Here is a 23,165-nt window from a genome sequence, read left to right as displayed (position 1 = left end):
GACCGCGAATGTCAGGCGGGTACCGTCACGAGCCGGTTCCCTTCGAACGTCCTCACCTCGAAGTGATCGATGTCGTCGCGCTCCATGGCGGCGCCGCCGTGGACGTACAGCGGGTTCCTGGCCGCCTTGTCGGGGCTGTCCGGGATGCCGTACCCCCACTTCGGGACGGACCAGGAGGTGATGATCTCCTCCTCGCCCGTCTTGGAGACGGCGATCAGGTTGCACTTGAGCGGGCCCTTGACGTTCTTGAGCTCCAGCACGGTGTGCGTGCCCCAGGCCTTGCGCTCGGTGCCGACGGTGGCGCTGACCTTGGTGGTGGCGTCGACCGCGGACTCCTTCTGCTCCATGTGGTGGAAGAAGGCGTCCTCGGCGGGGCTGGTCGGGTGGGGGTCGAGGGCGACGGCGGGACGTGAGTCGTCGCCGGACGAGGTGACGACCACCGCGGTCGCCGGCCCGGCGATGATCAGGGCGGCCGCGGCGGCGACCAGATAGCGCGTACGGCGCCGGCGCTGGGCGCGCTTGGCGGCGACCTCGTCGACGATCCGGTCGAACAGGCGTGTCTCCCCGCCGCGCAGCGGCTCCGGCATGGGCAGGCTGACCGGCTGGGCGGACGGTCCGGGACCCTCCGCGAGCATGGCCAGCATGGGCTCCATCCCGGAGAACTCCTCCAGGTGGTGGGCGCACACCGGGCAGCCGGCCAGATGCGTTTCGAAGGCGGTGGCCTCGGCGTCGTCGAGAATTCCGAGCGCGTACGCGCCGACGGCGTCGTGCACCGACTCGTTCTCGTACGTCGTCATGCCGAGATCCCCCTCTCCTCCAGTGCGAGCTTCATGGAACGCAGTGCGTAGAACACCCGGGACCGGACGGTCCCGCTGGGTATGCCGAGCGTCTCGGCAGCCTCGTTGACCGTACGCCCCTTGAAATAAGTCTCGACCAATACTTCCCGGTGGGCCGGGCTCAAATCGTCGAGCGCGTCAGAGAGCGTCATCAGCCACAACGCCTTGTCGATCTCGTCCTCCGCGGGCATGACCTCGAGCGGCGACGGGTCGACCTCCTGCGGCCGGGCCTGCCGGCTGCGGTGGCCGTCGATGACGATGCGCCGGGCGACCGTCACCAGCCAGGGTCGGACGGAGCCGGTTGCCCGGTTGAGCTGACCGGCGTTCTTCCAGGCACGGATGAGTGTCTCCTGTACGACGTCCTCGGCGCGCTGGCGGTCGCCCGCGACGAGACGCAGTACATAGGCGAGCAGGGGGCCGGCGTGTTCACGGTAGAGCGCACGCATCAACTCCTCGTCCGGGACGGAGGTGTTGTCGTTGCGTGGCGGCACAGCGCGATGCCGGGCCCGATGCGCTCCCCGACGGTCATCGGCCACGGCGGCATCCTTGCGCACCTGCACCTCCCGGTCGAGACCCTGTCTGAGTCGTTGTCGTTCATGACTACGGAGGCGGGCGGGATTCTTCTCAACGCGCGCGGATTCTTTTTTCGCCGGCTTCCGCTCCTACGCCTGCGGCGGCGGGTCGTTGTGGAGAATCCGCTGGTAGAGGTGGTGGTCGCGCCACGCGCCGTCGATGTGCAGATAGGCGGGGGCCGTTCCGATCCGCTCGAACCCGCTCTTGGCCAGGACGCGTTGGGAGGCGGCGTTGGCGAGGACGGTGGCCGCCTCGATCCGGTGCAGCCCGAGCTCCTCGCGGGCGGCCCGGCACACCTCGGCGACGATCCGGGTGGCCAGCCCGCGCCCGGTGTGCGCGGCGTCGACCCAGTAGCCGAGGAAGGCGCTGCGGAAGGGGCCGAGCGCGATGCCGGAGAGCGTGGCGCACCCGACGACGCCCTCCTCGTGGCGGGCGAGCCACGTCCGGCTGTTGGGCGCGGTGAGCCGGGCGTACTGCTCCTCGGCGGTGTAGTACGCGTCGGTGCGGCGCGGTTCCCAGGGGCGCATGGCGGCGCGGTTGCGGGCGAGGGCGTCGGCGAGCGCGGGGGCGTCGGCGGGGTCGGCGGGCCGGATGAGGATCGTCATCCCGCCACCGTAGGACTCCTCACGGGTGCTACTCGCTCGCGTACTTGGAGTCCCCGCCCGGGTCCAGGGCCAGCCGGTAGCCCCGCTTGACGACCGTCTGGATGAGCTTCGGCGCGCCGAGGGCCGCGCGGAGGCGGGCCATCGCCGTCTCGACGGCGTGTTCGTCGCGGCCCGCGCCCGGCAGGGCGCGCAGCAGGTCGGCGCGGGAGACGACCCAGCCGGGGCGGCGGGCGAGCGCGTGCAGGAGCGACATCCCGGCGGGCGGCACGGGCCGCAGGTCGCCGTCGACGAGGACGGCGTGGCCCCGGATCTCGATGCGCCGCCCGGCGACCGGCAGCGTACGGGCCCGGGCCGGGAGCTCCTGGCAGAGCAGCTGCACCAGCGGCCCGAGGCGGAACCGCTCGGGCTGCACGGTGTCGATGCCGTGCGCCTGGAGCGGCAGGGCGGTGACGGGTCCCACGCACGCGGCGAGCACCCCGTGGTGCAGCGCGTCGAGCAGCTCGGGCAGCAGGCCCCGGCTCTCGGCGCGGGCCAGCATCGAGGCGCCCGCCGGCGCGCTGGTGAAGGTCACCGCGTCCAGGGAGCGGGCCACGGTGGCGTCGATCAGCCGGTCCAGCGGTGCGAGGTCCTCGGGCGGCATCCACCGGTAGACCGGGACGACCACGACGTCCGCCCCGGCGTCCCGCAGCGCCTCCACGAACCCGGGCAGCGGCTCCCCGTGCAGCTGGAGCGCGATGCGCTTCCCGGTGACGTCCTGGGCGAGGAGCCGCTCCAGGACCTCGGCCATGGAGTCCGAGGCGGGCGACCAGTCCTCGGTGAGCCCGGCGGCCCGGACGGCGCCCTTGACCTTGGGGCCGCGGGCGAGGACCTGCGCGCCCCTCAGGCGGGCGAGCAGGTCGTCGCCGTACCCCCAGCCGTCCGCGGCCTCCAGCCAGCCGCGGAAGCCGATCGCGGTGGTGGCGAGCACGATGTCGGGGGCCTGGGCGATGAGGCCCTTGGTGGCGTCGAGGAGCTCGGCGTCGTCGGCGAGCGGCACGATCCGCAGCGCGGGGGCGTGCAGGACCGACGCGCCGCGGCGCTGCAGCAGCGCGCCGAGCTCGTCGGCCCGGCGGGCGGCGGTGACGCCGACCGTGAAACCGGCGAGGGGACCGTGCGCTGCCGAACCGTGCGCCGCGGATCCGTGCGCATCCGAATCGTGTGCTGCCGAACCGTGCGGGGGAGCCTGCTCTTGCTCGTGCATGACACCAGAGGGTGGCAAGGGTGCGTGACGGTCCTGGTTCGCCGATATTTCTCCCCCGTTACGGACGTCCCCGGCAGTCATGTCCCGCTCACACCTCGGAGTAGCTGAGCTGCCGCTGCGCCGGGACCTCGGCCGGACGGCGAAGGTATACCGCCCAGGTGACGGCCAGGCAGGCCGCGTAGTAGGCGAGGAAGGCGACGAAGGCCGCGGTGCCGGTGCCGCCCGCCTGGAAGGACTGCCGGAAGGCGAGGTTGATGCCGAGCCCCCCGATCGCGCCGACCGCGCCGATCAGGCCCATCGCGGCGCCGGAGAGCCTGCGCCCGTACGCGTCGGCCTCCTCGTTCGCGAGCCCGAGCCCGTACGCCTTCCGTGTGAACACCGCAGGGATCATCTTGAACGTTGAGCCGTTGCCGATGCCGCTGAGCACGAAGAGCGCGGTGAAGCCGACCAGGAAGACGGGGAGCGACTCCGTGACCGAGGCGTAGACCACGACCCCGGTGGCTGCGGCCATGCCGGCGAAGGTGGTCAGGGTGATGCGGGCGCCGCCGTGCCGGTCGGCGAGGGCCCCGCCGAAGGGGCGGATCAGCGAGCCGAGGAGCGGCCCGAGGAAGGTGAGGGACGCGGCCTGGAGCGGCGTACGGCCGAACTGCGTCTGGAGGACGAGCCCGAAGGCGAAGCTGTAGCCGATGAAGGAGCCGAAGCAGCCGATGTAGAGGAACGCCAGGATCCAGGTGTGCGGGGCCCGGACGGCCTCCTTGACGGCGCCGGTGTCGTTCTTCACGGGCGCCAGGTTGTCCATGTACAGCGCGGCGCAGACGGCGGCGACCACGATCAGCGGGATGTACACGCCGAGCACGATCCTGGGGTGGGCCGCCCCGGCGACGCCGATGACCAGCAGGCCGACGAGCTGGACGACGGGCACGCCGATGTTGCCGCCGCCCGCGTTCAGGCCGAGGGCCCAGCCCTTGCGGTGGAGCGGGAAGAAGGCGTTGATGTTCGTCATGGAGGAGGCGAAGTTGCCGCCGCCGACGCCCGTGAGCGCCGCGACGAGGACGAAGGTGGTGTACGAGGTCCCCGGCTCCATCACCGCGAATGCCGCGCCCGTCGGCAGCAGGAGCAGCAGTGCGCTGAAGACCGTCCAGTTGCGGCCGCCGAAGCGGGCCACGGCGAAGGTGTACGGGATGCGGATCACCGCGCCGACCAGCGTCGCCACCGCGATCAGGAAGAACTTCCCGGCCGGGTCGATCCCGTACTCCGGGCCCATGAAGAGGACCATCACCGACCACAGCGTCCACACCGAGAACCCGATGTGCTCGGAGAAGACGGAGAAGTACAGGTTGCGCCGGGCGACCCGCTCCCCCTCCTCCCGCCAGAAGGTCTCGTCCTCGGGGTCCCACCGCTCGATCCACCGGCCGCGCATCGCGTACCTCCGCTGCTGTCAGGTCCTGCCTGCCTGAATCCCGTCAGGACCCGACGCTAGGGAGCACGCGTTTCAGCCCGGTCATAGGACGTGACCGGGCTGAAACCTTGCTCTCACCTGGCGCGACGGGCGGCGGTGAGGAGAGCTGTCGCGGTGGCGCGGTTCACGGCGCCCGGAACGTCTCCCCGTACATCCGCCAGACCAGGGGGGTCTTCAGCGAGAGGTTGCCGTCGCGCAGGAAGGCGCGCTGGGTGGTGTCGATGCGGCTGGTGTCCTGGTCGGACTTCGACGCGAGCATCGCCGTGCGGCAGGCGTCCAGGAAGGCGTTCAGGTAGGCCTTCTCGTCCCCGCCCTCGGACGCGGTCTTGGTCGCCGCCCGCACGCGCTCGCGGATCTCGTAGAAGCCGTTCTCGTCGATGCCCGGGCCGTGGAAGACCATCGCGTCGTAGTAGACGAACTGTCCGAGCGTCCCCAGGCCGTCCAGCTTCGCGAGGTCGACCGCCGGCTTGAAGTACATGGTGTCGCGGATCTCGTCCTGCGCGTCGCGGAAGGCCCGCTTCTCGCTCTCCCGCTGCCACGCCTCCATGAAGGCGGTCCCCAGGCCCTCGCGCGAGTCCGTGCCGTCGACCGCCCGCAGCGCGGGGAGGTACGCGGCCAGGGCGTTGTCCGGGTGCTCCTTGGTGTACGACTCGACCAGGATGCGCATGTCCTTGGTGCCCGAGCAGAAGCCGATCACGCCCCCGCAGTAGCCGTCGCCGTCGTCGCTGTCGGCGATGTGGCCGTACAGCGTGCGCCAGTCCTTGGTGGAGTTCATGGACGAGCCGAGGATCTGGTGGGCCAGCTCCTTCTTGTCCGCGGCGGCGAGCCCGGGCGGCAGCTTGGCGAGGAGGTCCTCGGCGGACTCCAGCTCCTCCTCGGCGCGCTTGGCCGCGCCCTGGCTCTCCGACTGGCCGGCGGCCTGCTGGGCCTCCGGCTTCGGGGTCGGGGTCGAGACGAAGATCGTGAGGCCGAGGAGCGGGGCCACCGCGAAGAGCATCCATCGGGCACGCACTCTCATGCGTCACGCCCCTTCCCGCGACGCGACGCCGCTCCCGTACCCATGCCCGTGCCCGTACCGGCGCCCGACGGCCAGAGCCTCGGGCGCCGCTTGGCGGCCACGTCCTCCAGCCAGCCGAACATCAGGATGCAGTAGGCGATCAGCGACCAGCTGAAGATCAGGGTCGGCCACGGGCTGTTCATCAGCCAGGGCAGGTCCCGCCACATCACCTCCAGCGACCACAGCCGGTTCCACATCGTCACGGCGATGGCGATGCAGACGTTGTGCCAGAGGTAGACCGTGACCGCACGCGCGTTGAGCAGCGTGACGGCACCGTCGAACCGCCGCAGCGGGCGCGGCCACTCGGACCACGACGGGCTGAAGTGCAGCAGCAGGAGGACGAAGCCCAGGCCCCAGAAGGCGGAGGCGAACGGCATGTTGCCGAGCTGGTTCTCTTCGCTCAGCCCGTGGTCCACGGCCCACCAGAGGCCGAGGCCCATGATGAAGGGTGCGACGGAGGGGATGACGTAGCCGGGCAGGCGCTTCAGGACCCCGAGTTGGTGGGCCATGCCCAGGATCCAGCAGGCACCGAACTCGCCGATGCCGTACAGGATGGGCGCGATCGACTCGCCGGCCTCCAGGTAGCCGAAGTTCAGCGCGGCCATCAGGACGAGCGGCGCCGCGATCGTCGGCCAGGGCTGCTTGCGCAGGGCGGCGAGGAAGAGCGGCGAGAGAAGCACGAACCAGAGGTAGGCGCGGATGTACCACAGGGGGCCGGCGAAGGGCTCGGCCCATGTGCCGGGCAGGATGCCGGGCACACCGGCCAGCTCGGCGGCGTTCGGCGGGTCGCTGAGCGGCAGGATCCAGAACAGCAGCTCCAGCCACCAGGTGAGGGTGTCCTCGCCCTCCGCCGGGCCCCAGCCCTGGACGAGCATGCCGGTCACGCCGATGGCACCGGCGGCCCACAGCGGGGGCAGGAGCCTGCGGACACGGCCCCTGATGACCTGCACCGGCGGGCGCTTGAGGGAGCGCGCCATCAGGTTGCCCGCGAGGGCGAACATGACGCCCATCGACGGGAAGAGCAGGGGCAGCCACATCCAGCCGGTGAGGTGGTAGAGCACGACCCGGAAGAGAGCGAGGGCCCTCAGCAGGTCGAAGTACCGGTCGCGGCCGCCGCCCGCCTTCGACGCGACTTCGGGCTCGGCTCCGGGCTCGGTTCCGGGAGCCGGGGCGGCGTCCGGGGCGGGCTTCGGGTCCGGTTCGGTGGCGGTTGCCACGCCGGAGGGTGCGAACCAGTCCGGGAACGGGTCCGGGTCCGGGGCCGGGGCGGGAGCCGGGGCCGGGGGCTGCGGCAGCGTCGCGTGGGCGGGCCCGGCCCAGTCGTAGGACGCCGCCGGGGACGGAGCGTCGAACCGCCCGTCGTACGGGGGCTGGTACCCGCCGCCGACGGGGGCGTCGTACGGCCCGTCGTACGGCGCGGCGTCGTAAGGCCCGTCGTGCGGTCCGTCGTACGACTCGTCGTACGACCCGCCCTGAGCGCCTCCGGGGTAGCCGTTCGTCATGCGACCGGGCTCCGATCGGCGCTGTGGGAGGAGTCGCGCTGCGTGGGGATGGAGATCGGCGCCTCCACGACTCCCGTGCGGCGCAGCTTCTGCCAGCGCAGCCGGCCGCCGGTGAGCGCGGTGATCCAGGACTGCAGCAGCACGACGTACATGAGCTGCCGGTAGAGGATCTGCTGGAGCGGGAGGGAGATGAGGTGGGTCATCTTCTCCTTGTCGAGCCGGAAGGCGTACGCCGCGCACACCGCCTGCACCAGCAGGACGCCCAGCCACGCCGTGATCGTCTTGCCGGTGGGGCCGAAGACCAGGCCGTACAGGAGGAAGACGTCGATGAGCGGGGCGAGCAGCGGCGTGATCACCATGAAGAGCGACACCAGCGGCAGCCCGACCCGGCCGAAGCGGCCCGACGGTCCCCGGTCGAACACGGCTCCGCGGTGCTTCCAGATGGCCTGCATGGTGCCGTAGCTCCAGCGGTAGCGCTGCGACCAGAGCTGCTGGACGGACTCGGGGGCCTCGGTCCAGGCGCGGGCGTTCTCCGCGTAGACGACGTGCCAGCCGTCGCGGTGGATGGCCATGGTGATGTCGGTGTCCTCGGCGAGGGTGTCCTCGCTCATGCCGCCGACCCGCTCCAGGGCGGTGCGGCGGAAGGCGCCGACCGCGCCGGGGATGGTGGGCATGCAGCGCAGCACGTCGTACATGCGGCGGTCGAGGTTGAAGCCCATCACGTACTCGATGTGCTGCCAGGCGCCGATCAGGGTGTCGCGGTTGCCGACCTTGGCGTTGCCCGCGACGGCGCCGACGCGCGGGTCGCCGAAGGGCTGGACCAGCTCGCGGACGGTGGACGGCTCGAAGACCGTGTCGCCGTCCATCATCACGATGATGTCGTGACTGGCGTGGGCGATGCCGTTGTTGAGGGCGGCGGGCTTGCCGGAGTTGATCTGCCGTACGACGCGGACGTTGGGCAGCCCCATGCGCTCGACGATGTCGGCGGTCCCGTCCGACGATCCGTCGTCGATGACGATGACCTCGACCGGGTGGTCGCTCGCCATCAGGGAGCGCACGGTGTTCTCGATGCACTCCTTCTCGTTGTACGCCGGGACCAGCACCGTGACCGGTTCGGTGACCGGAGCGCCCCAGCGGAAGTCGCGGCGGCGCACCTTGCGCGCGTGCGTGAAGGCGAGGACGAGCATGAGACCGAAGCGCCCGATGACGAGGGCGCCGACGACGGCGAGGCCGCTCACCAGGATGGTGGTGACGTTCTCGGAGATGCCGACGGCGTAGACGAACGCCTTGCCCTTCCACAGCTCCGTACCGCTGACCTCGGTGTGGGCGCTGGGCGCTCCGAGCGCCTCGGTGAGGGTGGTGAACTCGTAGCCCTTGGCCTTCTGCGCGGGGAGGAAGCGGCCGAGTGCGGCGACGGTCTGCTCGCGGTTGCCGCCGGAGTCGTGCATGAGCACGATCGCGCCCTTGCCGGGCTTCGGCGTGGCGTTCTTGATGATGGTGTCGACGCCCTGGCGCCGCCAGTCGTGGCTGTCGGTGTCGTTGAAGGCGGCGATGTAGCCGCGGCCGCCGACGTGCTTGATCAGGTCCCAGTTCTTGTTGTCCAGGTGCCATACGAAGTTGGAGTACGGCGCGCGGAACAGGGAGGAGCGGACGCCCGCCGCTCCGGCGAGCGCCATCTGGTTCTGGGACAGCTCCCAGTCGATGCGCTCCGGGGACTGCAGGGACAGGTCGGGGTGGTTGAAGGTGTGCAGGCCCACCTCGTGGCCCTCGGCGACCATCCGCTCGACCAGCTCGGGGTGGCGGGCGGTCATGGCGCCGGTGACGAAGAAGACCGCGCGGGCGTCGTGCTTCTTCAGCTGGTCGAGGACCTTGGGGGTCCAGACGGGGTCGGGCCCGTCGTCGAAGGTCAGCACGATCTTGTCGTCGGGGACGTTCAGGCTGACCGGCTTCTCCGGGTTCCGCGCGTCGATGACCGGTCCGCCCTTGTGCATGGCGGACGGCACCTTGTCACGGTCTTCGAGGAGCCGGATCCGGTGGTCGGGGCGGATCTCGTTGTGCACGTAGCCGCGCAGCATCAGCATCGCGAAGAGCGCGACCAGCAGGACGGAGGGCAGGAGGTAGCGCATGGGCAGCCTGCGTCGGACGGCGCGCGCCTGCTTCACGCGCCGTCTGCCTGACGATGTCATTTACTGTGTGCCTTCCGCGGCCATCGGCTGGCCGTCACTCTCTTCGACCGGCGGTTCGGTCGCTTCTTGCGTCGGTTCTGTCGGCGGCGTGTCCGCGGGAACGTCCGGCTCCGGCGTGGGGTTCTCCGGCGGCGCGGGCACGCCCTCGCTGGGCGCGGGCGGGGCCGTCTCCTCCACCGTGCCGGGGTTGTCGGCGGGACGGCCGGTGCCCGTGCCGGGGGCGGTCGTCGACGAGGCGGAGGGGCCGGGGGCCGCCGGCTCGGCCGGGGCGCCGTCCTCGGAGGTGGTGGCGGGCCGCGGGGTGTCCGGGCCGGTGGAGCCGGTGGGGGCGGGGGCGCTGGGCGCGGCGTCCGGGGCGGTGTCCGCGCCGGGGCTGGTGGAGGCGGTCGGGACGACCTTGGTGGTGTCGGCCTTCTCTTCGTTGGCCGGGCCGGGTATGAGGAGCCAGGGCGCGCTCGAGTTGCCGCCTATGACGGCGACACAGAGCGTGACAGCGTACACGGCGCAGGCCGCGGCCACCACCCACCCGAGCCGGCGGAGCTTCTTGCTGCGGCGGCCGCTCTCGTCGACGAAGACGGGCCCGTCGGAGGGCTCCGGTGCGGCGGCGCCGGAGGTGGGTATCGCGGTGAGGAGCGGGGCGGTGTCGCTCGCGGCGCCCTCGGCGCCCGGTCGCACCGGCCGTACGGGCCGGTCCAGGTGTCCCGGCTCTTCGAGCCGGTCCAGTTGCACCGTCATGTCCGTGGGGTGGGCGCCCGCGGCCTGGGCGGCGGCGCCCGGGAGGACCGGCTGGTCCAGCTGGACCGTCATGTCGAACGACCGCTCGAGCGGCTGGGTGTACGCCTGCTCGTCATCGTCGCGGGACGGGTACGGCCGGTCGAAGGGTTCGTCGAACGGGTCACGGTAGGCGCCGGGGTAGGCGCTGGTGATGGCGTCGTCGTACGAGTCGCCGCGCGCGCCGTTCGCCTGTCCGCCGGAGGTGTTTTCTCGCCAATTTTCCACTGCTGTACGCACATCCCCCATGGAGCCGGATCAGAGTGCGTACGCGACCGGCCGGTACCACTCCCGCGCCGGGCCCCCACCCTGTCGAGGTGCTCCCTCCCACGTCGCACCCGAGTCATGAATGTAGCGCACGCCTGTGACCGTCGCGTCCGCCTCTCATTTCCTGGTGCACATCTGCAACAAATCCTCCTCCGGGAGCCAGGAACCGGGGGGCCTGTTCAGCCATTCCTCCCGCTCGGCGAGGTCGGCGGCCGCCGCGCGCAGCGCCTCCACGCCCGGGTGCTTCAGGCCCCTCCGCCACACCAGGGAGACGGGCGAGAGCGGTACGGGGCGGACGAGCGGCCGCAGCACCGTGCCCGGCATGACCGGGAAGTCCACGCCGACCAGCACGGGTGTGCGGTGTTTCTCCATCACGCGGCGGAACTCGTCGTGACCGATGGCCACGGGTGCCGGTGGCGCGATCTTCACGCCCCGCCCCTCGAACAGCCGCTCGGCCAGGTCGGTCCACTCCCGGGTCCCGGGGTTGCCCGCCCCCGCGTACACGAACTCCCCGGCCAGCTCCGCCACCTCCACCTCGGCGCGCGCGGCGAGGGTGTGGTCCTCCGGTACGAGCACGGCCATCGGCTCGTAGCGCACGGGCTGCGCCGACAGCCGGGCACGGACGGCCGGCTCCAGGCCCGCGAACCGCCCGAAGGACGCGTCCAGCCCGCCGGTCAGGATCTTGGCGGCGGCGGCGGTCAGCCCGCTCTCGAACCGGGCCATCAGTTCGCAGTGGGGTGCCAGTTCGCGGGCGCGCGCCGGGACCCTGCCGGTGACCATCCCGTCGCTGTTGAGGTCCACGAGCAGCGGCCGCGCCTCGTCCACGAAGGCCGCGCCCAGCTCGTCGTACGCCGCGAGCACGGCCTGCGCGTACGGCACCAGTCGTTCGCCGTCCCCGGTGAGCGCCACCTGCCGCGTGGTCCGCACGAACAGCTCGGTGCCCAACTCCCTCTCCAGGCGCCGGATGTCCCGGCTCAGCGCCTGCTGGGCGACGTACAGCCGGGCGGCGGCGCGGGTGAAGTGGAGCTCGTCGGCGACGGCGACGAAGGCGCGCAGGAGGCGCGGGTCTATGTCATGGGCCACGCGCCGAATTTACAACGCAGGTGCGTCAATGGGTCCCCATCAGGTGTTGGACCGCCGCACCCGGTGGCGGCGAGGCTCGCACCATGCCGCAGACCACCACCCCGACAGCCCGCCCCCTGCAGCGATACGCCCGGCTCTTCGCGCTGCCCGGCACGCGCGCGTTCACCGTCGGCAACCTGATCGCCCGGCTGCCCATGGGCATGTTCAGCGTGAGCGCCGTCATCATGATCGCCGGAGCCTACGGTTCGTACGCCCTCGCCGGGGCCGTCACCGCGACCGGTCTCGCCGCCACGGCGGTCGTCGCGCCGTTCACGGCGCGGCTCGTCGACCGGTACGGGCAGGCGCGCGTCGCGGTGCCCGCCACGTTGGTGGCCGCCCTCGGGCAGCTCACCCTGCTGGCGTGCGTCCACGTGCACGCGCCCGCCTGGACGCTGTTCGCCGCGTACGCCGCGACCGCGACGATGCCCAACACCGGCGGCATGTCCCGCGCGCGCTGGGCCCACCTGTACCGGGACGACCCGGCCGCCGTGCACACCGCGAACGCCTTCGAGCAGGCCGCCGACGAGCTGTGCTTCATGCTGGGCCCGGTCCTGGCGGCCTCCCTGTGCGCCGCGGTGTTCCCGGAGGCGGGCACCCTGACCGGCACGGTGCTGCTGGTCGCGGGCGTCCTGCTCTTCGCGGCGCAGCGCGGCACCGAGCCGCCCGTCACGCCGCGCACCGGGCGCGGGCCCCGCACCCCGCTGCGTACGCCCGGCATGCCCGCCCTGCTGGCGGTGTTCCTGGCGACGGGCGCGGTCTTCGGGTCGATGGAGGTCGTCACGCTCGCCTTCGTGGACGGCCCGTCGGCCGGCGTCGTGCTGGCGCTCCAGGCGGCCGGTTCGTGCGTGGCGGGCCTGGTCTACGGCTCGATGGCGGCCCCCGCCGGCGGCGCCCGGCGCCGGCTGCTCCGCTGCCTCGCCGCGATGACGGCCCTGATGTCCCTGCCGCTGCTCGCGGCGGCCGGCACGGGCTCGCTACTCGCACTGGCGGGCGCCCTGCTGCTGGCGGGCATGGCGACGGCACCGACGTTGGTGACGGGCATGACGCTGGTGCAGCGCCTGACCCCGGCCGGGCAGCTGAACGAGGGCATGACCCTGGCCGTGACGGCCCTGCTGGGCGGCATAGCCGCGGGCTCGGCGACCGGCGGCTGGACGATCGAACACGCCGGCGCGACGACGGCGTACACGGTCCCGCTCGCCTCGGCGGGCCTGGCACTGCTGCTGGCGCTGGCCTCGGCACGGCGCTGATCGCCACTGATCGCCGCTGCCGGCCGGGCCGGCCGGTGCCGGACATGACGAAGGCCCGGCCGTCATGACGACGGCCGGGCCTTTGCCCACATGGGATGTCGGGGTCCGGGGGCGTGTGCCCCCGGGGCTCCGGCGAGTGGAGATGGCGGGAATCGAACCCGCGTCCAACGGTGCAGAATCAGGGCTTCTCCGTGTGCAGTCCGCTGCGCTTTTCTCGGCCCCGGAGATCACGCGGACAAGTCTCCGACGGGCTCAGTCACTGTGTGGTTTCCCCCTAGACCCCGTGACCGGGCCTAGAGGTTTAGTTCCCTAGCTGATGCCAGGATCCGGGTCGGGAACAGCCCCGGGCTGACACTTCGCGAGTCGCTACTTAGGCAGCGAGGGCGAAGGAATCGCGCTTGGTGTTGGCGATTATTGGTTGCGACATATGGTTTACGAGATCATTGCCGCTTCCTCGACACGCTTCCCCTGCTTCGACAGCCGCTGTCGAAACCGATCATCCCCATGTTGATTTTTCAATCTGCGCCCCTGCCGTGAGAGGCAAGTGCCATCGTACGGGATCAACGCCGGACGGTGCCAGCTTATTTCCCGCGCCCTGTGACGCGCGTCACTCGCCTCAGCCGCGCTGGCGGCGCCGGACCGCGGACATCGCGCGTTCCGCCTCGCGGCGGTCCTGCTTCTCGCGGAGCGTCTGGCGCTTGTCGTACTCCTTCTTGCCCCTCGCCAGGGCGATCTCGACCTTCGCCCGCCCGTCCTTGAAGTACAGCACCAGGGGGACGATCGTGTGACCGGTCTCCTGGGACTTGGACTCCAGCTTGTCGATCTCGACGCGGTGCAGCAGCAGCTTCCGCTTGCGCCGCGCGGAGTGGTTGGTCCAGGTGCCCTGGCTGTACTCCGGCACGTGGACGTTGTGCAGCCACGCCTCGTGGCCGTCGATCTGTACGAAGCCGTCCACCAGCGAGGCCCGCCCCTGGCGCAGCGACTTCACCTCGGTGCCGGTCAGCACCAGACCGCACTCGTAGGTGTCCAGGATGTGGTAGTCGTGCCGCGCCTTCTTGTTCTGCGCGATCAGCTTGCGCCCTTTTTCCTTAGCCATAGTGCGGCCATTTTCGCACTACGAGGTGGTGCCGAGGCCACTCAATACCGTGCGCGCCCGCTCCTCCACGCCCTCGGCCGCCGTCACGTCGGGGGTGATGCCCCGCCCGTCCACGGCGTGCCCGGCGGGGGTGCGGTAGTGGCCGACGGTCAGCTCGGCGACGGACCCGTCCGGCAGCCGGTTCGGCATCTGTACGGAGCCCTTTCCGAAGGTCCGGGTGCCCACCGTCACGGCGCGGCCGCGGTCCTGGAGGGCGCCGGCCAGGAGCTCGGCCGCGCTCATGGTGCCGCCGTCGACGAGCGCCACCAGGGGCCGGCGCGTATCGCCGCCCGGCTGGGCGTAGAGCGCCTTCTCCTCGCCGTGGACGTCGTACGTGGCGACCAGCCCGCCGTCCAGGAACGCGGACGCGACGGAGACCGCCTCGGAGACCAGGCCCCCACTGCTGCCGCGCAGGTCCAGTACGACGCCGGCGCCGTCGGGTGCCTCGCGCACCGCCCGCCGCACCCGCTCGCCCGTGCCCTTGGTGAAGGCGGCCACCTTGATCCGTACGACCCGTGCGGCGCCGTCGCCGAGCCGCTGGACGGTGACGTCCTCGGTGGCCAGCCGCGCGCGGCGCAGCGTCTCGGTCCACGCGCGGGTGCCGCGCTCCAGGCCGAGGACCACGGGCGTACCGGCGTCGCCGCGCAGCAGGGCGACGACCTCGGAGACGGAGCGGCCCCGCACCGGGCGGCCGTCGACGGTACGGAGGCGGTCGCCCGGTTTCAGGCCTGCCTTGGCGGCGGGGCCGCCGGGCTGGACGCGGGCCACCTCGACCCGGCCGTCCTCGTCGCGCCGTGCCGACAGGCCGACGCCGGTGTACGCGCCGTCGAGGGCCTGCTCGAACTCCTCGTACTCCCGCCGGTCGTACACCGCGCCCCACCGGTCGCCGCTGCGGCTGACGACCTCCTGGGCGGCCTTGGTGGCGGACTTGCCGTCCGCCATGGCCTCGCGCGCGGCGCGGTCGAGCTCCTCCCGGTCGACGGTGGCGGGCGAGGCGGCGCGCGCCGCGGGCAGCGGCTCGCGCGTGCGCCCCTCGTCGCGCGGAAGGCAGTTGGTGACCGCGGCGGTGGCGACGACGGTGGCGAAGACGAATGTCAGGGCCGCCCCGCGGCTGCGTGCGCCGCGGGGCCGGGTACAGAACTCGGGGCCCAGCATGGCGCCCACTCTAGGACAAGCGAAGGGCGCCGTACGGTGGTTGACCGCACGGCGCCCCGGGGCAATCGTCACACCTTCAGGTACTTGCGCAACGCTATGGCGGCAGCCAGGGACGGCATCAGCAGGCCGATGACCACGACGAACGGCAGCACCGCGAACACCGCGTCCCAGCCGATGAAGTTGACCAGCGGCATGGACTCGGCGAGCCGGAGCCCCGCGTCGATCAGGAAGTACCGGCCCACCACCAGCAGGACGCAGGCGACCACACCGCCCAGCAGACCCGCGACGGCGGCCTCCATGATGAACGGCATCTGGATGTAGAAGCTGGAGGCGCCGACCAGCCGCATGATGCCCGTCTCACGGCGCCTGCTGAACGCCGACACCCGCACGGTGTTGACGATCAGCATCAGCGCGATGACGAGCATCAGGCCCATGACGCACAAGGCGGCGACGTTCATGCCCTTCATCATGTTGAAGAGGTTCTCCAGGATGCCGCGCTGGTCCTGGACCGAGTGCACCCCCGCCCGCCCCGCGAACGCCGTGGCCACCACCTGGTACTTCTCCGGGTCCTTGAGCTTGACCCGGTACGACTCCTGCATCTGGTCGGGCGTGATGATGCTGGCGATGGCGGTGTCGCCGTACTGGTCCTTGTAGTGCTTGTACGCCTCGTCGGCGGTCTCGTGGTGGACCGTGTCGACGATGTCCATCTTCTCGAGGTCGGTCTTGATCTCCTCCCTCTGCTGCGCGGTGACGGCGCCCTTGGCGCAGGTGTCACCGGTCTCCGCGTCGTTCTTGTTGCAGAGGAAGATGGAGACGTTGACCTTGTCGTACCAGAAGTCCTTCATCACGCTGACCTGCTCGCGCATGAGCAGCGCACCGCCGAAGAGCGCGAGTGACAGGGCCACGGAGACGATGACGGCGAACGTCATCGTGAGATTGCGACGGAGGCCGACACCGATCTCCGAGAGTACGAACTGGGCGCGCATCGCGTGCGTTCAGCCTTTCTTGCTGCTGCTGGTGCTGCTGGAGCTGCTGCTGCGGGAGCCGCCGCTCAGTGCTGGTAGCCGTAGACGCCGCGCGCCTGGTCGCGTACGAGACGGCCCTGCTCGAGCTCGATGACGCGCTTGCGCATCTGGTCGACGATGTTCTGGTCGTGGGTGGCCATGACCACCGTCGTACCGGTGCGGTTGATCCGGTCCAGCAGCTTCATGATGCCGACGGAGGTCTGCGGGTCCAGGTTTCCGGTCGGCTCGTCGGCGATCAGCAGCATCGGCCGGTTGACGAACGCGCGGGCGATGGCCACGCGCTGCTGCTCACCGCCCGACAGCTCGCCGGGCATGCGGTCCTCCTTGCCGCCCAGGCCGACCAGGTCGAGCACCTGGGGTACGGCCTTGCGGATCTCACCGCGCGGCTTGCCGATGACCTCCTGGGCGAACGCCACGTTCTGGGCGACGGTCTTGTTGGGCAGGAGCCGGAAGTCCTGGAAGACGGTGCCGAGCTGGCGGCGCATGTGCGGCACCTTCCAGTTGGACAGCCGGGCGAGGTCCTTGCCGAGGACGTGCACGGTGCCCTGGCTGGCGCGCTCCTCGCGCAGCAGCAGCCGCAGGAAGGTGGACTTGCCGGAGCCCGAGGACCCCACCAGGAAGACGAACTCGCCCTTCTCGATCTCCAGGGAGACGTCCCTGAGCGCGGGGCGGTTCTGCTTCGGATAGGACTTGGAGACGTTGTCGAATCGGATCACGGGTGCACCACGGTCGGCCGGGAGTAGGTGTGCGTGACCATACGCGAACGGCGACGGCCCGCGCAGTCGCCGTGGGCCCTTGCACCTTTTGTCCCGGCGCCCCCGCGCCCCCGCGACCGCCCCCGCCCGCCTTCACCGGGTGGGGCGCGCCTAAATGCGCCGGACCTGGCAGAGTGGTAGGGGGAACGGATGCGTTTCCGTGAGCGTTGTGCGGAGAGAACTTGTGCACAGTCCGCGTCTGCGGCTCCGCCGCGCGGGAGGAGGAAAGCGCATGACCTATGACCGACTGGTATGCGCGAACTGCGCGGCGCCCGTCAGCGAGGGCCGGTGCCCCGTCTGCCGGGCCAATCGGGAGCGCCTCCAGCAGGAGGGGCCCTTCGGGGGCCTCAGCCCGGCGGCTCTGCTGACGCTGCTGGTCGCCCTGGTCGCGATGGTGGCCCTGCTGGCCGCCACGGCCCAGCAGACGGCGTAAGGCTTCCCCCGGCCCTCCGACATCCTGGAGGGGCCGGGCAGTGCGGAAGGGCCCCGGAAGGCCGCTGAGCGGCTTTCCGGGGCCCTTCCTGCGTGGAGCCGGTGATCGGTTACGGGGTTACCGGCCGGTTTCAGGCGGCCGTACGGCCCCCGCCGACGAGGCGCGGCAGCATACGGAAGCCGATGCCACCGGCGATCATCGTCGCGGCGCCGATCAGCAGGAACGTGGTCTCGGCGGCGCCGGTCTCGGCGAGCTCGCCGCCGGTCTCGGCCAGCTCCTCCTTGGCCTTGCCCTGCTCGACCGGCTTGGAGCCGGCGGAGTCGGTGTCGGTGTTGTTGGCGCACTCGGCGCCGTCGAGGTCGACGGTGCAGTTGCCGGCGTCACCGGTGGTGGAGCCGCCGGTCGCGGCCGCGCCGCCGGTGGTGGAGCCGCCCTGGTCGCCACCGGTGCTGCCACCGTTGCCGCCGGTCGCACCGCCCGTGGAGGCGGCACCACCCGTGGAGGCCGCACCGCCCGTGGAGGCCGCGCCGCCGGTCGAGGCCGCACCGCCCGTGGAGGCCGCGCCACCCGTGGAGGCCGCACCGCCGGTCGAGGCCGCGCCACCCGTCGAGGCGGCACCACCCGAGGCGGCGGCGCCACCCGTGGTGTCCGTACCACCCGAAGCGGCCGCGCCACCCGTGGAGGTCGCGCCACCCGAGGCAGCCGCGCCGCCCGTGGTGTCCGTACCACCCGAAGCGGCCGCGCCACCCGTGGAGGTCGCGCCACCCGAGGCAGCCGCGCCACCCGTGGTGTCCGTACCACCCGAGGCAGCCGCGCCACCCGAAGCGGCCGCGCCGCCCGAGGCAGCCGCGCCGCCCGTGGTGTCCGTACCGCCCGAAGCGGCGGCGCCACCCGTGGAGGTGTCACCGACACCGCCCGGGTCGCCTTCGCCCTCGTTGATGCCGAGGCCGATCTCCGCACCGTCCTTGGTCACCTCGGCGCTGGCGCCGAGGCCCGCGACGTTGACCTCCACGCCGACGGCCGAAGCGGCGCCCGCGGCGGTCAGGGACGCACCGGCGGCGATCACCGCACCGGCTGCGATCCGCGCCACGCGGACCCGCGTCTTCTTGGTCATCTGCCTGCTACCCCCAGTAGCTGAATTCGTCAGTGGAGCAGCGCTCGGGGCAGCGGACGCTGGGGGTCGTGCTTCTTGTCGCCCCCGATCACACACGCCCCCGTTCATGCGCATGCCGCGCGTCAGCTTTCCCACTTTTCAGACAAGCGTCAAGGTCGTTGCGCGTGCGATGCCCGGAATGATCACACTTGCCGGGCGTGCAACGATGCAACTGTGACGTAAAAGCCGAACGACCGCGCCGTACCTGGCCGTTCCCTTGTCGACAAAGCGCCGAAATAGCGTGCGCGCCGCTTGCGTCAGCGAATTGACGCCCCTTACGCAGACGGCGCCGGACCCCGACCGGGATCCGGCGCCGAACGGCGTTGCGCGCGTGGGCGGTTACTTCTCCTGCTGCTTCCGCCAGCGGATGCCCGCCTCCAGGAAGCCGTCGATCTCACCGTCGAGGACCGCCTGCGGGTTGCCGACCTCGAACTCCGTCCGCAGGTCCTTGACCATCTGGTACGGGTGCAGCACGTACGACCGCATCTGGTTGCCCCAGGAGTTGCCGCCGTCGCCCTTGAGGGCGTCCATCTTGGCCTGCTCCTCCTGGCGGCGGCGCTCCAGCAGCTTCGCCTGGAGGACGTTCATCGCGCTCGCCTTGTTCTGGATCTGGGAGCGCTCGTTCTGGCAGGAGACGACGATGCCGGTCGGGATGTGGGTGATGCGCACCGCCGAGTCGGTGGTGTTGACGCCCTGGCCGCCCGGGCCCGAGGCGCGGTAGACGTCCACGCGCAGCTCGGACTCGTCGATCTCGACGTGGTCGGACTGCTCGACGACCGGGAGCACCTCGACACCGGCGAAGGAGGTCTGGCGGCGGCCCTGGTTGTCGAACGGGGAGATGCGCACCAGGCGGTGCGTGCCCTGCTCCACGGAGAGCGTGCCGTAGGCGTACGGCGCCTTGACGACGAAGGTGGTCGACTTGATGCCGGCCTCTTCGGCGTACGACGTCTCGTAGACCTCCGTCGAGTAGCCGTGGCGCTCGGCCCAGCGCAGGTACATGCGCTGGAGGCGCTCGGCGAAGTCGGAGGCGTCGACACCGCCGGCCTCGGCGCGGATGTTGACCAGGGCCTCGCGCTCGTCGTACTCGCCGGAGAGGAGGGTGCGGACCTCCATCTCGTCGAGCGCCTTGCGGACGGAGACGAGCTCCGCCTCGGCCTCGGCGAGGGTGTCCGGGTCGTCCATCTCCTCGGCGAGCTCGAAGAGGACGGCGAGGTCGTCGATGCGACCGCGCAGTGCCTCGGCCTTGCGCACCTCGGCCTGGAGGTGCGAAAGCCGGCTCGTGATCTTCTGCGCCGCCTCCGGGTCGTCCCACAGGGACGGGGCCGCGGCCTGCTCCTCGAGCACGGCGATGTCTGCCCTCAGCTTGTCGAGGTCCAGGACGGCCTCGATCGACCCCATGGTCGAGGAGAGGGACTTCAGCTCTTCGGATACATCGACGACTGCCACGACACCAGCGTAACGGCTGACCGCGGCATCCCCGCCCGGCAGGAGGCCCTCGGCACCCCCCGCGGCCCCGCTACGGCTGCGCGGGGGCCGACTGCCGGGAGTCGCCGGGCGGCGCGGGTTCGTCGTCCGCGCTGGTCACGGCGTATCCGCCGACGCCCGCGGCGGCGACCAGCGCGGCGGCGGCGATACCGAGGGTGAGGCGCCGCTTGCGGAGGGCGTCCGCTTTGTGGCGGGCGGAGCCGGGGCGGCGCCCGCCGGCGGGGCGGGGGGCGCGGGCGGTGCCCAGGGGGCCGCCGGAGAGCTCGTCGGGCGCCGGGACGCGCATGGAGGTGTGGGTGTCCCGGTTGGAGTCCGGGGCCGAGCCGGGGACCAGCGGGACGGCCGCCCTGCGCGGCGCGTTCGGGACGGTGGGGTACGGGTCGTCGTCGTACGGCTCCGCGGACGGCTCGGTGTCCGGCTCGTCGACGTCCAGGGGCGGCATGCCCGCGAGGAGCGGGAGCACGTCGTGGAGGCGGGCGGCCAGCTCCGAGGCGCGCAGGCGGGAGGCGGGGGCCTTGGCCAGGCACTGCACGATCAGCTTCCACAGCTCGTCCGGGATGCCGGGGAGCGGGACGACCGTCTCGGTGACGTGGCGGCGCAGTACGGCTCCGGGGTGGCCGCCGCCGAAGGGCGTGAAGCCGGCGAGGAGCTCGTACAGGACGGTGGCGAGGGCGTAGATGTCGACGGCCGCGCGGGGCGGGAGGCCCTCGACGATCTCCGGGGCCACGTAGTCGGGGGTGCCGATGACGCGGGTGGACTTGGTGCGGCCGGGCGTGTCGATGAGCTTGGCGACGCCGAAGTCGGTGAGAAGGGCGGGGTGGGCGCCGCCGGGGCCGAGGGGGCCCTCCATGTCGAGCAGGATGTTCTCCGGCTTGACGTCGCGGTGGACGACGCCCGCGGCGTGCGCGGCGGCCAGTCCGTCGGCGACGTCCGCGACGATCGCGACGGCGGCCTCGGGCGCGAGGCGGCGCTCGCGGTCGAGGCGGGTGCGCAGGTCGGTGCCGCGCACGAGGTCCATGACGAGCGCGAGGTCGTTGCCGTCGACCACCAGGTCGCGGACGGCCACCACGCGCGCGTGCTCCAGTCCGAGCAGGGCGGTGCGCTCCTGGACGAAGCGGCCGACGAGCTCCTGGTCGGATGCCAGGTCCTCGCGCAGCAGCTTGATCGCGACGGGACCCTCGGGGCCCTCGCCGAGCCACACCGTGCCGGCGCTTCCCCGTCCCAGGATCTGGTGGGCCGTGTACCGGCTGCCGATTTTCCGTGCCAAGACTGCTCCCTCAGCGGCTGGCGTTCCCGACCAAGTTACGCGGGTGCGGGCGCCGTTATTCACCTCCGGAGGGAAATCAGCCTCCGGAGGTCGACAAATCGACAGGGTTACCGGCTACTGCCCGGGGGGCGGGGTCGTGTTGTCGCCGCCGAGCTGGGAGATCCAGTCGGAGACCGTGGACACGGCGTCGCCGATGGCCTGCCAGTAGCCCTTGCCCTGGGCGATCCAGTCCTGGAGCGGGGTCTGCTCCCAGATGAGCCAGCCCGCCAGGACGAGCAGCACGACCGTGAACAGGCACCCCTTGAGGCAGCCCAGGCCCGGGATCCGCATCGGGTTGGCGCTGCGCTGCCGGGGCTGACGCGGCTCGCGCGGCGGGCGCGGCGCGGGCTGCGGGGGCTGCTGCCGCTGCGGCTGGCGCGGCGGCGGCTGATGCTGCTGGGGCTGGTGGTGCTGGGGGGCGTACTGCTGCGGCGGGGGCGGCGGCGGCGCGTACTGCTGCTGGTGCCGGGGCGGCTGCGGAGGCTGCCGGTACTGCGGGGGCCGCTGCTGCGGGGGCTGCGGGGCGGCGTACGGCTGGGGCTGCTGCGCCTGCGGGGCCTGGGGCTGGGGCCGGCGGGGCGGCCGGCGGCGCAGGGGGTCCTCGCTCGGGTCCAGGTACTGGATCTGCGTCTGCTCGTTGCGGTCACGGGCCGCGCGCAGCTGCGTCTGCCAGGGGTGCGGCTCCTCCGGCTGCGGCGGGCCGTCGGGGCGCGGGGGCACCGGCGGCATGACCGCCGTCGGGTCGGCGTCCCCGGCACCGGGGCGGCCGGGGCCGCTGGTGGGCATGACGCTGGTCGCGGCGTTGGGGTCGTACTGCCCGGCCTGCCCGGCGGTGCTGGGCAGCACCTGCGTCGGATCCGCGGCGCCGGGCGTCTCCGGGACGGGGGCCGGTGCGGGGTCGGGCGCGAGCAGCGCGCCGACGCCCTCGGCGGCCTCGATCTGGGCGGGCGTGGCGTGCACGCCGATGCCGGCGGCGACGACGCGCAGGCCGCGGGCGAGGTTCTCGGCGCTCGGGCGGCGCTCCGGGTCCTTGCTCAGGCAGCGCTCGATGACGGTCCACAGCGGGCCCGGGACCGTGGAGGGGCGGCGCGGCTCCTCGCTCAGGTGGCGGTGCAGGACCTCCAGCGCGGTGCCGCCGGAGAACGGCGGGCGGCCGGTGACGAGCTCGTACAGCAGGATTCCGGCGCCGTAGATATCCACGGCGGAGGTCTGCGGGCGGCCCTCGGCGGACTCGGGCGCGACGTACGCGGGCGTGCCGACGAATTCGTGCGTACGGGTCAGGCCGGGGCTGTCGGCGAGGCGCGCGATGCCGAAGTCGGTCAGCATCGGGTGCATCCGGCCGTCCCGCTCGTCGAGCAGGACGTTGGCGGGCTTCAGGTCGCGGTGGACGACGCCGTCGGCGTGGCTGGCGGCGAGCGCGTCGGCGATCTGGGCGGTGAGGAGGGCGGCGGCGACCGGGGTAAGCGGGCCGTTCTCGCGGAGGTAGCGGTGCAGGTCCGGGCCCTCGACCAGGTCCATGACCAGGGCGAGCAGGTCGCCCTCGACGACGAGGTCGCGGGTGCGGACGATGTTGGGGTGGGTGAGGCGGAGGAGGACGGAGCGCTCGCGCAGGAAGCGCATCACCACGTCCGCGTCGTTCGCGAGCTCCTCCTTGAGGACCTTGATCGCGACGGTCTCGCCGGGCTGCCCCGGTACGGCCGCCTCGGCGCCCGCGGTCTCCCTCTGACGAGCCCGCCAGACGGTGCCCGTGGCGCCGCGTCCGAGCGGCTGCTCGAGCAGGTACTTACTGCCTACCGGCCGCACGTCATGCGCTCCCTGCGATCGTGGTCCTTGCCTGGCCCGCGCCCCCTCTG

The 23,165-nt window shown here is 72.1% G+C and carries 20 protein-coding genes and 1 other RNA gene; 2 read left to right on the top strand and 19 right to left on the bottom strand.

Annotation, left to right across the window (positions count from 1 at the left end):
• Positions 1–11: 11 nt before the first annotated feature.
• The 10 genes from AC07FJ_RS29785 to AC07FJ_RS29740 all read right to left on the bottom strand — a co-directional run bounded on the left by AC07FJ_RS29785 (position 12) and on the right by AC07FJ_RS29740 (position 11,579).
• Positions 12–797 carry an anti-sigma factor family protein gene (locus AC07FJ_RS29785; RefSeq protein ID WP_361422698.1) on the bottom strand — a complete coding sequence of 262 codons (786 nt, stop codon included), beginning with the start codon at positions 795–797 and terminating at the stop codon, positions 12–14.
• Positions 794–1,396 (bottom strand): sigma-70 family RNA polymerase sigma factor, encoded by a 603-nt coding sequence (locus AC07FJ_RS29780; protein ID WP_355363460.1) that lies wholly within the window; start codon positions 1,394–1,396, stop codon positions 794–796. The genes AC07FJ_RS29785 and AC07FJ_RS29780 overlap by 4 nt, the downstream gene beginning before the upstream one ends.
• A gap of 102 nt (positions 1,397–1,498) precedes the next feature.
• Complete coding sequence (locus tag AC07FJ_RS29775; protein ID WP_479052337.1) at positions 1,499–2,014, bottom strand: GNAT family N-acetyltransferase; 516 nt, start codon at positions 2,012–2,014, stop codon at positions 1,499–1,501.
• Positions 2,015–2,042: 28 nt separating this feature from the next.
• Positions 2,043–3,254 (bottom strand): uroporphyrinogen-III synthase, encoded by a 1,212-nt coding sequence (locus AC07FJ_RS29770; protein ID WP_479052336.1) that lies wholly within the window; start codon positions 3,252–3,254, stop codon positions 2,043–2,045.
• A gap of 88 nt (positions 3,255–3,342) precedes the next feature.
• Positions 3,343–4,674 (bottom strand): nitrate/nitrite transporter, encoded by a 1,332-nt coding sequence (locus AC07FJ_RS29765; protein ID WP_479052335.1) that lies wholly within the window; start codon positions 4,672–4,674, stop codon positions 3,343–3,345.
• Positions 4,675–4,837: 163 nt separating this feature from the next.
• Complete coding sequence (locus tag AC07FJ_RS29760; RefSeq protein WP_479052334.1) at positions 4,838–5,731, bottom strand: chitosanase; 894 nt, start codon at positions 5,729–5,731, stop codon at positions 4,838–4,840.
• On the bottom strand, positions 5,728–6,987 hold the full coding sequence (locus AC07FJ_RS29755) for an acyltransferase family protein (protein WP_479052406.1): 1,260 nt from the start codon (positions 6,985–6,987) through the stop codon (positions 5,728–5,730). The genes AC07FJ_RS29760 and AC07FJ_RS29755 overlap by 4 nt, the downstream gene beginning before the upstream one ends.
• A gap of 281 nt (positions 6,988–7,268) precedes the next feature.
• The gene (locus AC07FJ_RS29750; protein ID WP_479052405.1) at positions 7,269–9,398 is read right to left on the bottom strand and encodes a bifunctional polysaccharide deacetylase/glycosyltransferase family 2 protein; all 2,130 of its coding nucleotides are present in this window, start codon (positions 9,396–9,398) and stop codon (positions 7,269–7,271) included.
• Positions 9,399–9,458: 60 nt separating this feature from the next.
• Entirely contained in the window at positions 9,459–10,469 is a 1,011-nt protein-coding gene (locus AC07FJ_RS29745; RefSeq protein WP_479052333.1) for a hypothetical protein, read from the bottom strand.
• A 144-nt stretch (positions 10,470–10,613) separates the two neighbouring features.
• On the bottom strand, positions 10,614–11,579 hold the full coding sequence (locus AC07FJ_RS29740) for a LysR family transcriptional regulator (RefSeq protein ID WP_479052332.1): 966 nt from the start codon (positions 11,577–11,579) through the stop codon (positions 10,614–10,616).
• Positions 11,580–11,662: 83 nt separating this feature from the next.
• On the opposite strand from AC07FJ_RS29740, the gene AC07FJ_RS29735 reads away from it, so the two are divergent.
• Positions 11,663–12,865, top strand: a complete 1,203-nt coding sequence (locus tag AC07FJ_RS29735; RefSeq protein WP_479052331.1) for an MFS transporter — start codon at positions 11,663–11,665, stop codon at positions 12,863–12,865.
• Between the two features lie 134 nt (positions 12,866–12,999).
• On the opposite strand, the gene ssrA is transcribed toward AC07FJ_RS29735, so the two are convergent.
• The 5 genes from ssrA to ftsE all read right to left on the bottom strand — a co-directional run bounded on the left by ssrA (position 13,000) and on the right by ftsE (position 16,896).
• Positions 13,000–13,369: a transfer-messenger RNA gene (gene ssrA / locus AC07FJ_RS29730) on the bottom strand.
• Positions 13,370–13,481: 112 nt separating this feature from the next.
• On the bottom strand, positions 13,482–13,961 hold the full coding sequence (gene smpB / locus AC07FJ_RS29725; protein ID WP_479052330.1) for an SsrA-binding protein SmpB: 480 nt from the start codon (positions 13,959–13,961) through the stop codon (positions 13,482–13,484).
• Positions 13,962–13,979: 18 nt separating this feature from the next.
• A complete protein-coding gene (locus tag AC07FJ_RS29720) occupies positions 13,980–15,155 on the bottom strand; it encodes a S41 family peptidase (protein ID WP_479052329.1) in 1,176 nt (391 codons plus the stop codon).
• A 68-nt stretch (positions 15,156–15,223) separates the two neighbouring features.
• On the bottom strand, positions 15,224–16,141 hold the full coding sequence (ftsX, locus tag AC07FJ_RS29715; RefSeq protein WP_361422665.1) for a permease-like cell division protein FtsX: 918 nt from the start codon (positions 16,139–16,141) through the stop codon (positions 15,224–15,226).
• 65 nt (positions 16,142–16,206) lie between these two features.
• Positions 16,207–16,896 carry a cell division ATP-binding protein FtsE gene (gene ftsE, locus AC07FJ_RS29710; RefSeq protein WP_355363492.1) on the bottom strand — a complete coding sequence of 230 codons (690 nt, stop codon included), beginning with the start codon at positions 16,894–16,896 and terminating at the stop codon, positions 16,207–16,209.
• A 271-nt stretch (positions 16,897–17,167) separates the two neighbouring features.
• On the opposite strand from ftsE, the gene AC07FJ_RS29705 reads away from it, so the two are divergent.
• On the top strand, positions 17,168–17,368 hold the full coding sequence (locus AC07FJ_RS29705; protein WP_479052328.1) for a hypothetical protein: 201 nt from the start codon (positions 17,168–17,170) through the stop codon (positions 17,366–17,368).
• Positions 17,369–17,498: 130 nt separating this feature from the next.
• Here the strand turns inward: AC07FJ_RS29705 and AC07FJ_RS29700 are convergent, their stop codons facing one another.
• The 4 genes from AC07FJ_RS29700 to AC07FJ_RS29685 form a co-directional block, all read right to left on the bottom strand.
• Positions 17,499–18,482 carry a hypothetical protein gene (locus AC07FJ_RS29700; RefSeq protein ID WP_479052327.1) on the bottom strand — a complete coding sequence of 328 codons (984 nt, stop codon included), beginning with the start codon at positions 18,480–18,482 and terminating at the stop codon, positions 17,499–17,501.
• Between the two features lie 378 nt (positions 18,483–18,860).
• Entirely contained in the window at positions 18,861–19,967 is a 1,107-nt protein-coding gene (gene prfB / locus AC07FJ_RS29695) for a peptide chain release factor 2 (RefSeq protein WP_479052326.1), read from the bottom strand.
• A 70-nt stretch (positions 19,968–20,037) separates the two neighbouring features.
• Positions 20,038–21,273, bottom strand: coding sequence for a serine/threonine-protein kinase (locus AC07FJ_RS29690; RefSeq protein ID WP_479052325.1), 1,236 nt, complete (start codon positions 21,271–21,273; stop codon positions 20,038–20,040).
• 114 nt (positions 21,274–21,387) lie between these two features.
• Positions 21,388–23,115: a serine/threonine-protein kinase gene (locus AC07FJ_RS29685; protein ID WP_479052324.1), complete on the bottom strand. Its 1,728-nt coding sequence runs from the start codon at positions 23,113–23,115 to the stop codon at positions 21,388–21,390.
• Positions 23,116–23,165 lie beyond the last annotated feature (50 nt).

Source organism: Streptomyces sp. NPDC045998, from assembly GCF_056430285.1.
The sequence above is the reverse complement of the archived record's forward strand: the minus strand, read 5'-3'. Positions and strand labels throughout refer to the sequence as shown.

Coding starts and splice junctions, on each gene's coding strand:
- AC07FJ_RS29785 (WP_361422698.1), bottom strand. CDS start 797: ATGACGACGTACGAGAACGAGTCGGTGCACGACGCCGTCGGCGCGTAC.
- AC07FJ_RS29775 (WP_479052337.1), bottom strand. CDS start 2,014: ATGACGATCCTCATCCGGCCCGCCGACCCCGCCGACGCCCCCGCGCTC.
- AC07FJ_RS29770 (WP_479052336.1), bottom strand. CDS start 3,254: ATGCACGAGCAAGAGCAGGCTCCCCCGCACGGTTCGGCAGCACACGAT.
- AC07FJ_RS29765 (WP_479052335.1), bottom strand. CDS start 4,674: ATGCGCGGCCGGTGGATCGAGCGGTGGGACCCCGAGGACGAGACCTTC.
- AC07FJ_RS29760 (WP_479052334.1), bottom strand. CDS start 5,731: ATGAGAGTGCGTGCCCGATGGATGCTCTTCGCGGTGGCCCCGCTCCTC.
- AC07FJ_RS29750 (WP_479052405.1), bottom strand. CDS start 9,398: ATGCGCTACCTCCTGCCCTCCGTCCTGCTGGTCGCGCTCTTCGCGATG.
- AC07FJ_RS29735 (WP_479052331.1), top strand. CDS start 11,663: ATGCCGCAGACCACCACCCCGACAGCCCGCCCCCTGCAGCGATACGCC.
- smpB (WP_479052330.1), bottom strand. CDS start 13,961: ATGGCTAAGGAAAAAGGGCGCAAGCTGATCGCGCAGAACAAGAAGGCG.
- AC07FJ_RS29720 (WP_479052329.1), bottom strand. CDS start 15,155: ATGCTGGGCCCCGAGTTCTGTACCCGGCCCCGCGGCGCACGCAGCCGC.
- ftsX (WP_361422665.1), bottom strand. CDS start 16,141: ATGCGCGCCCAGTTCGTACTCTCGGAGATCGGTGTCGGCCTCCGTCGC.
- AC07FJ_RS29705 (WP_479052328.1), top strand. CDS start 17,168: ATGACCTATGACCGACTGGTATGCGCGAACTGCGCGGCGCCCGTCAGC.
- AC07FJ_RS29700 (WP_479052327.1), bottom strand. CDS start 18,482: ATGACCAAGAAGACGCGGGTCCGCGTGGCGCGGATCGCAGCCGGTGCG.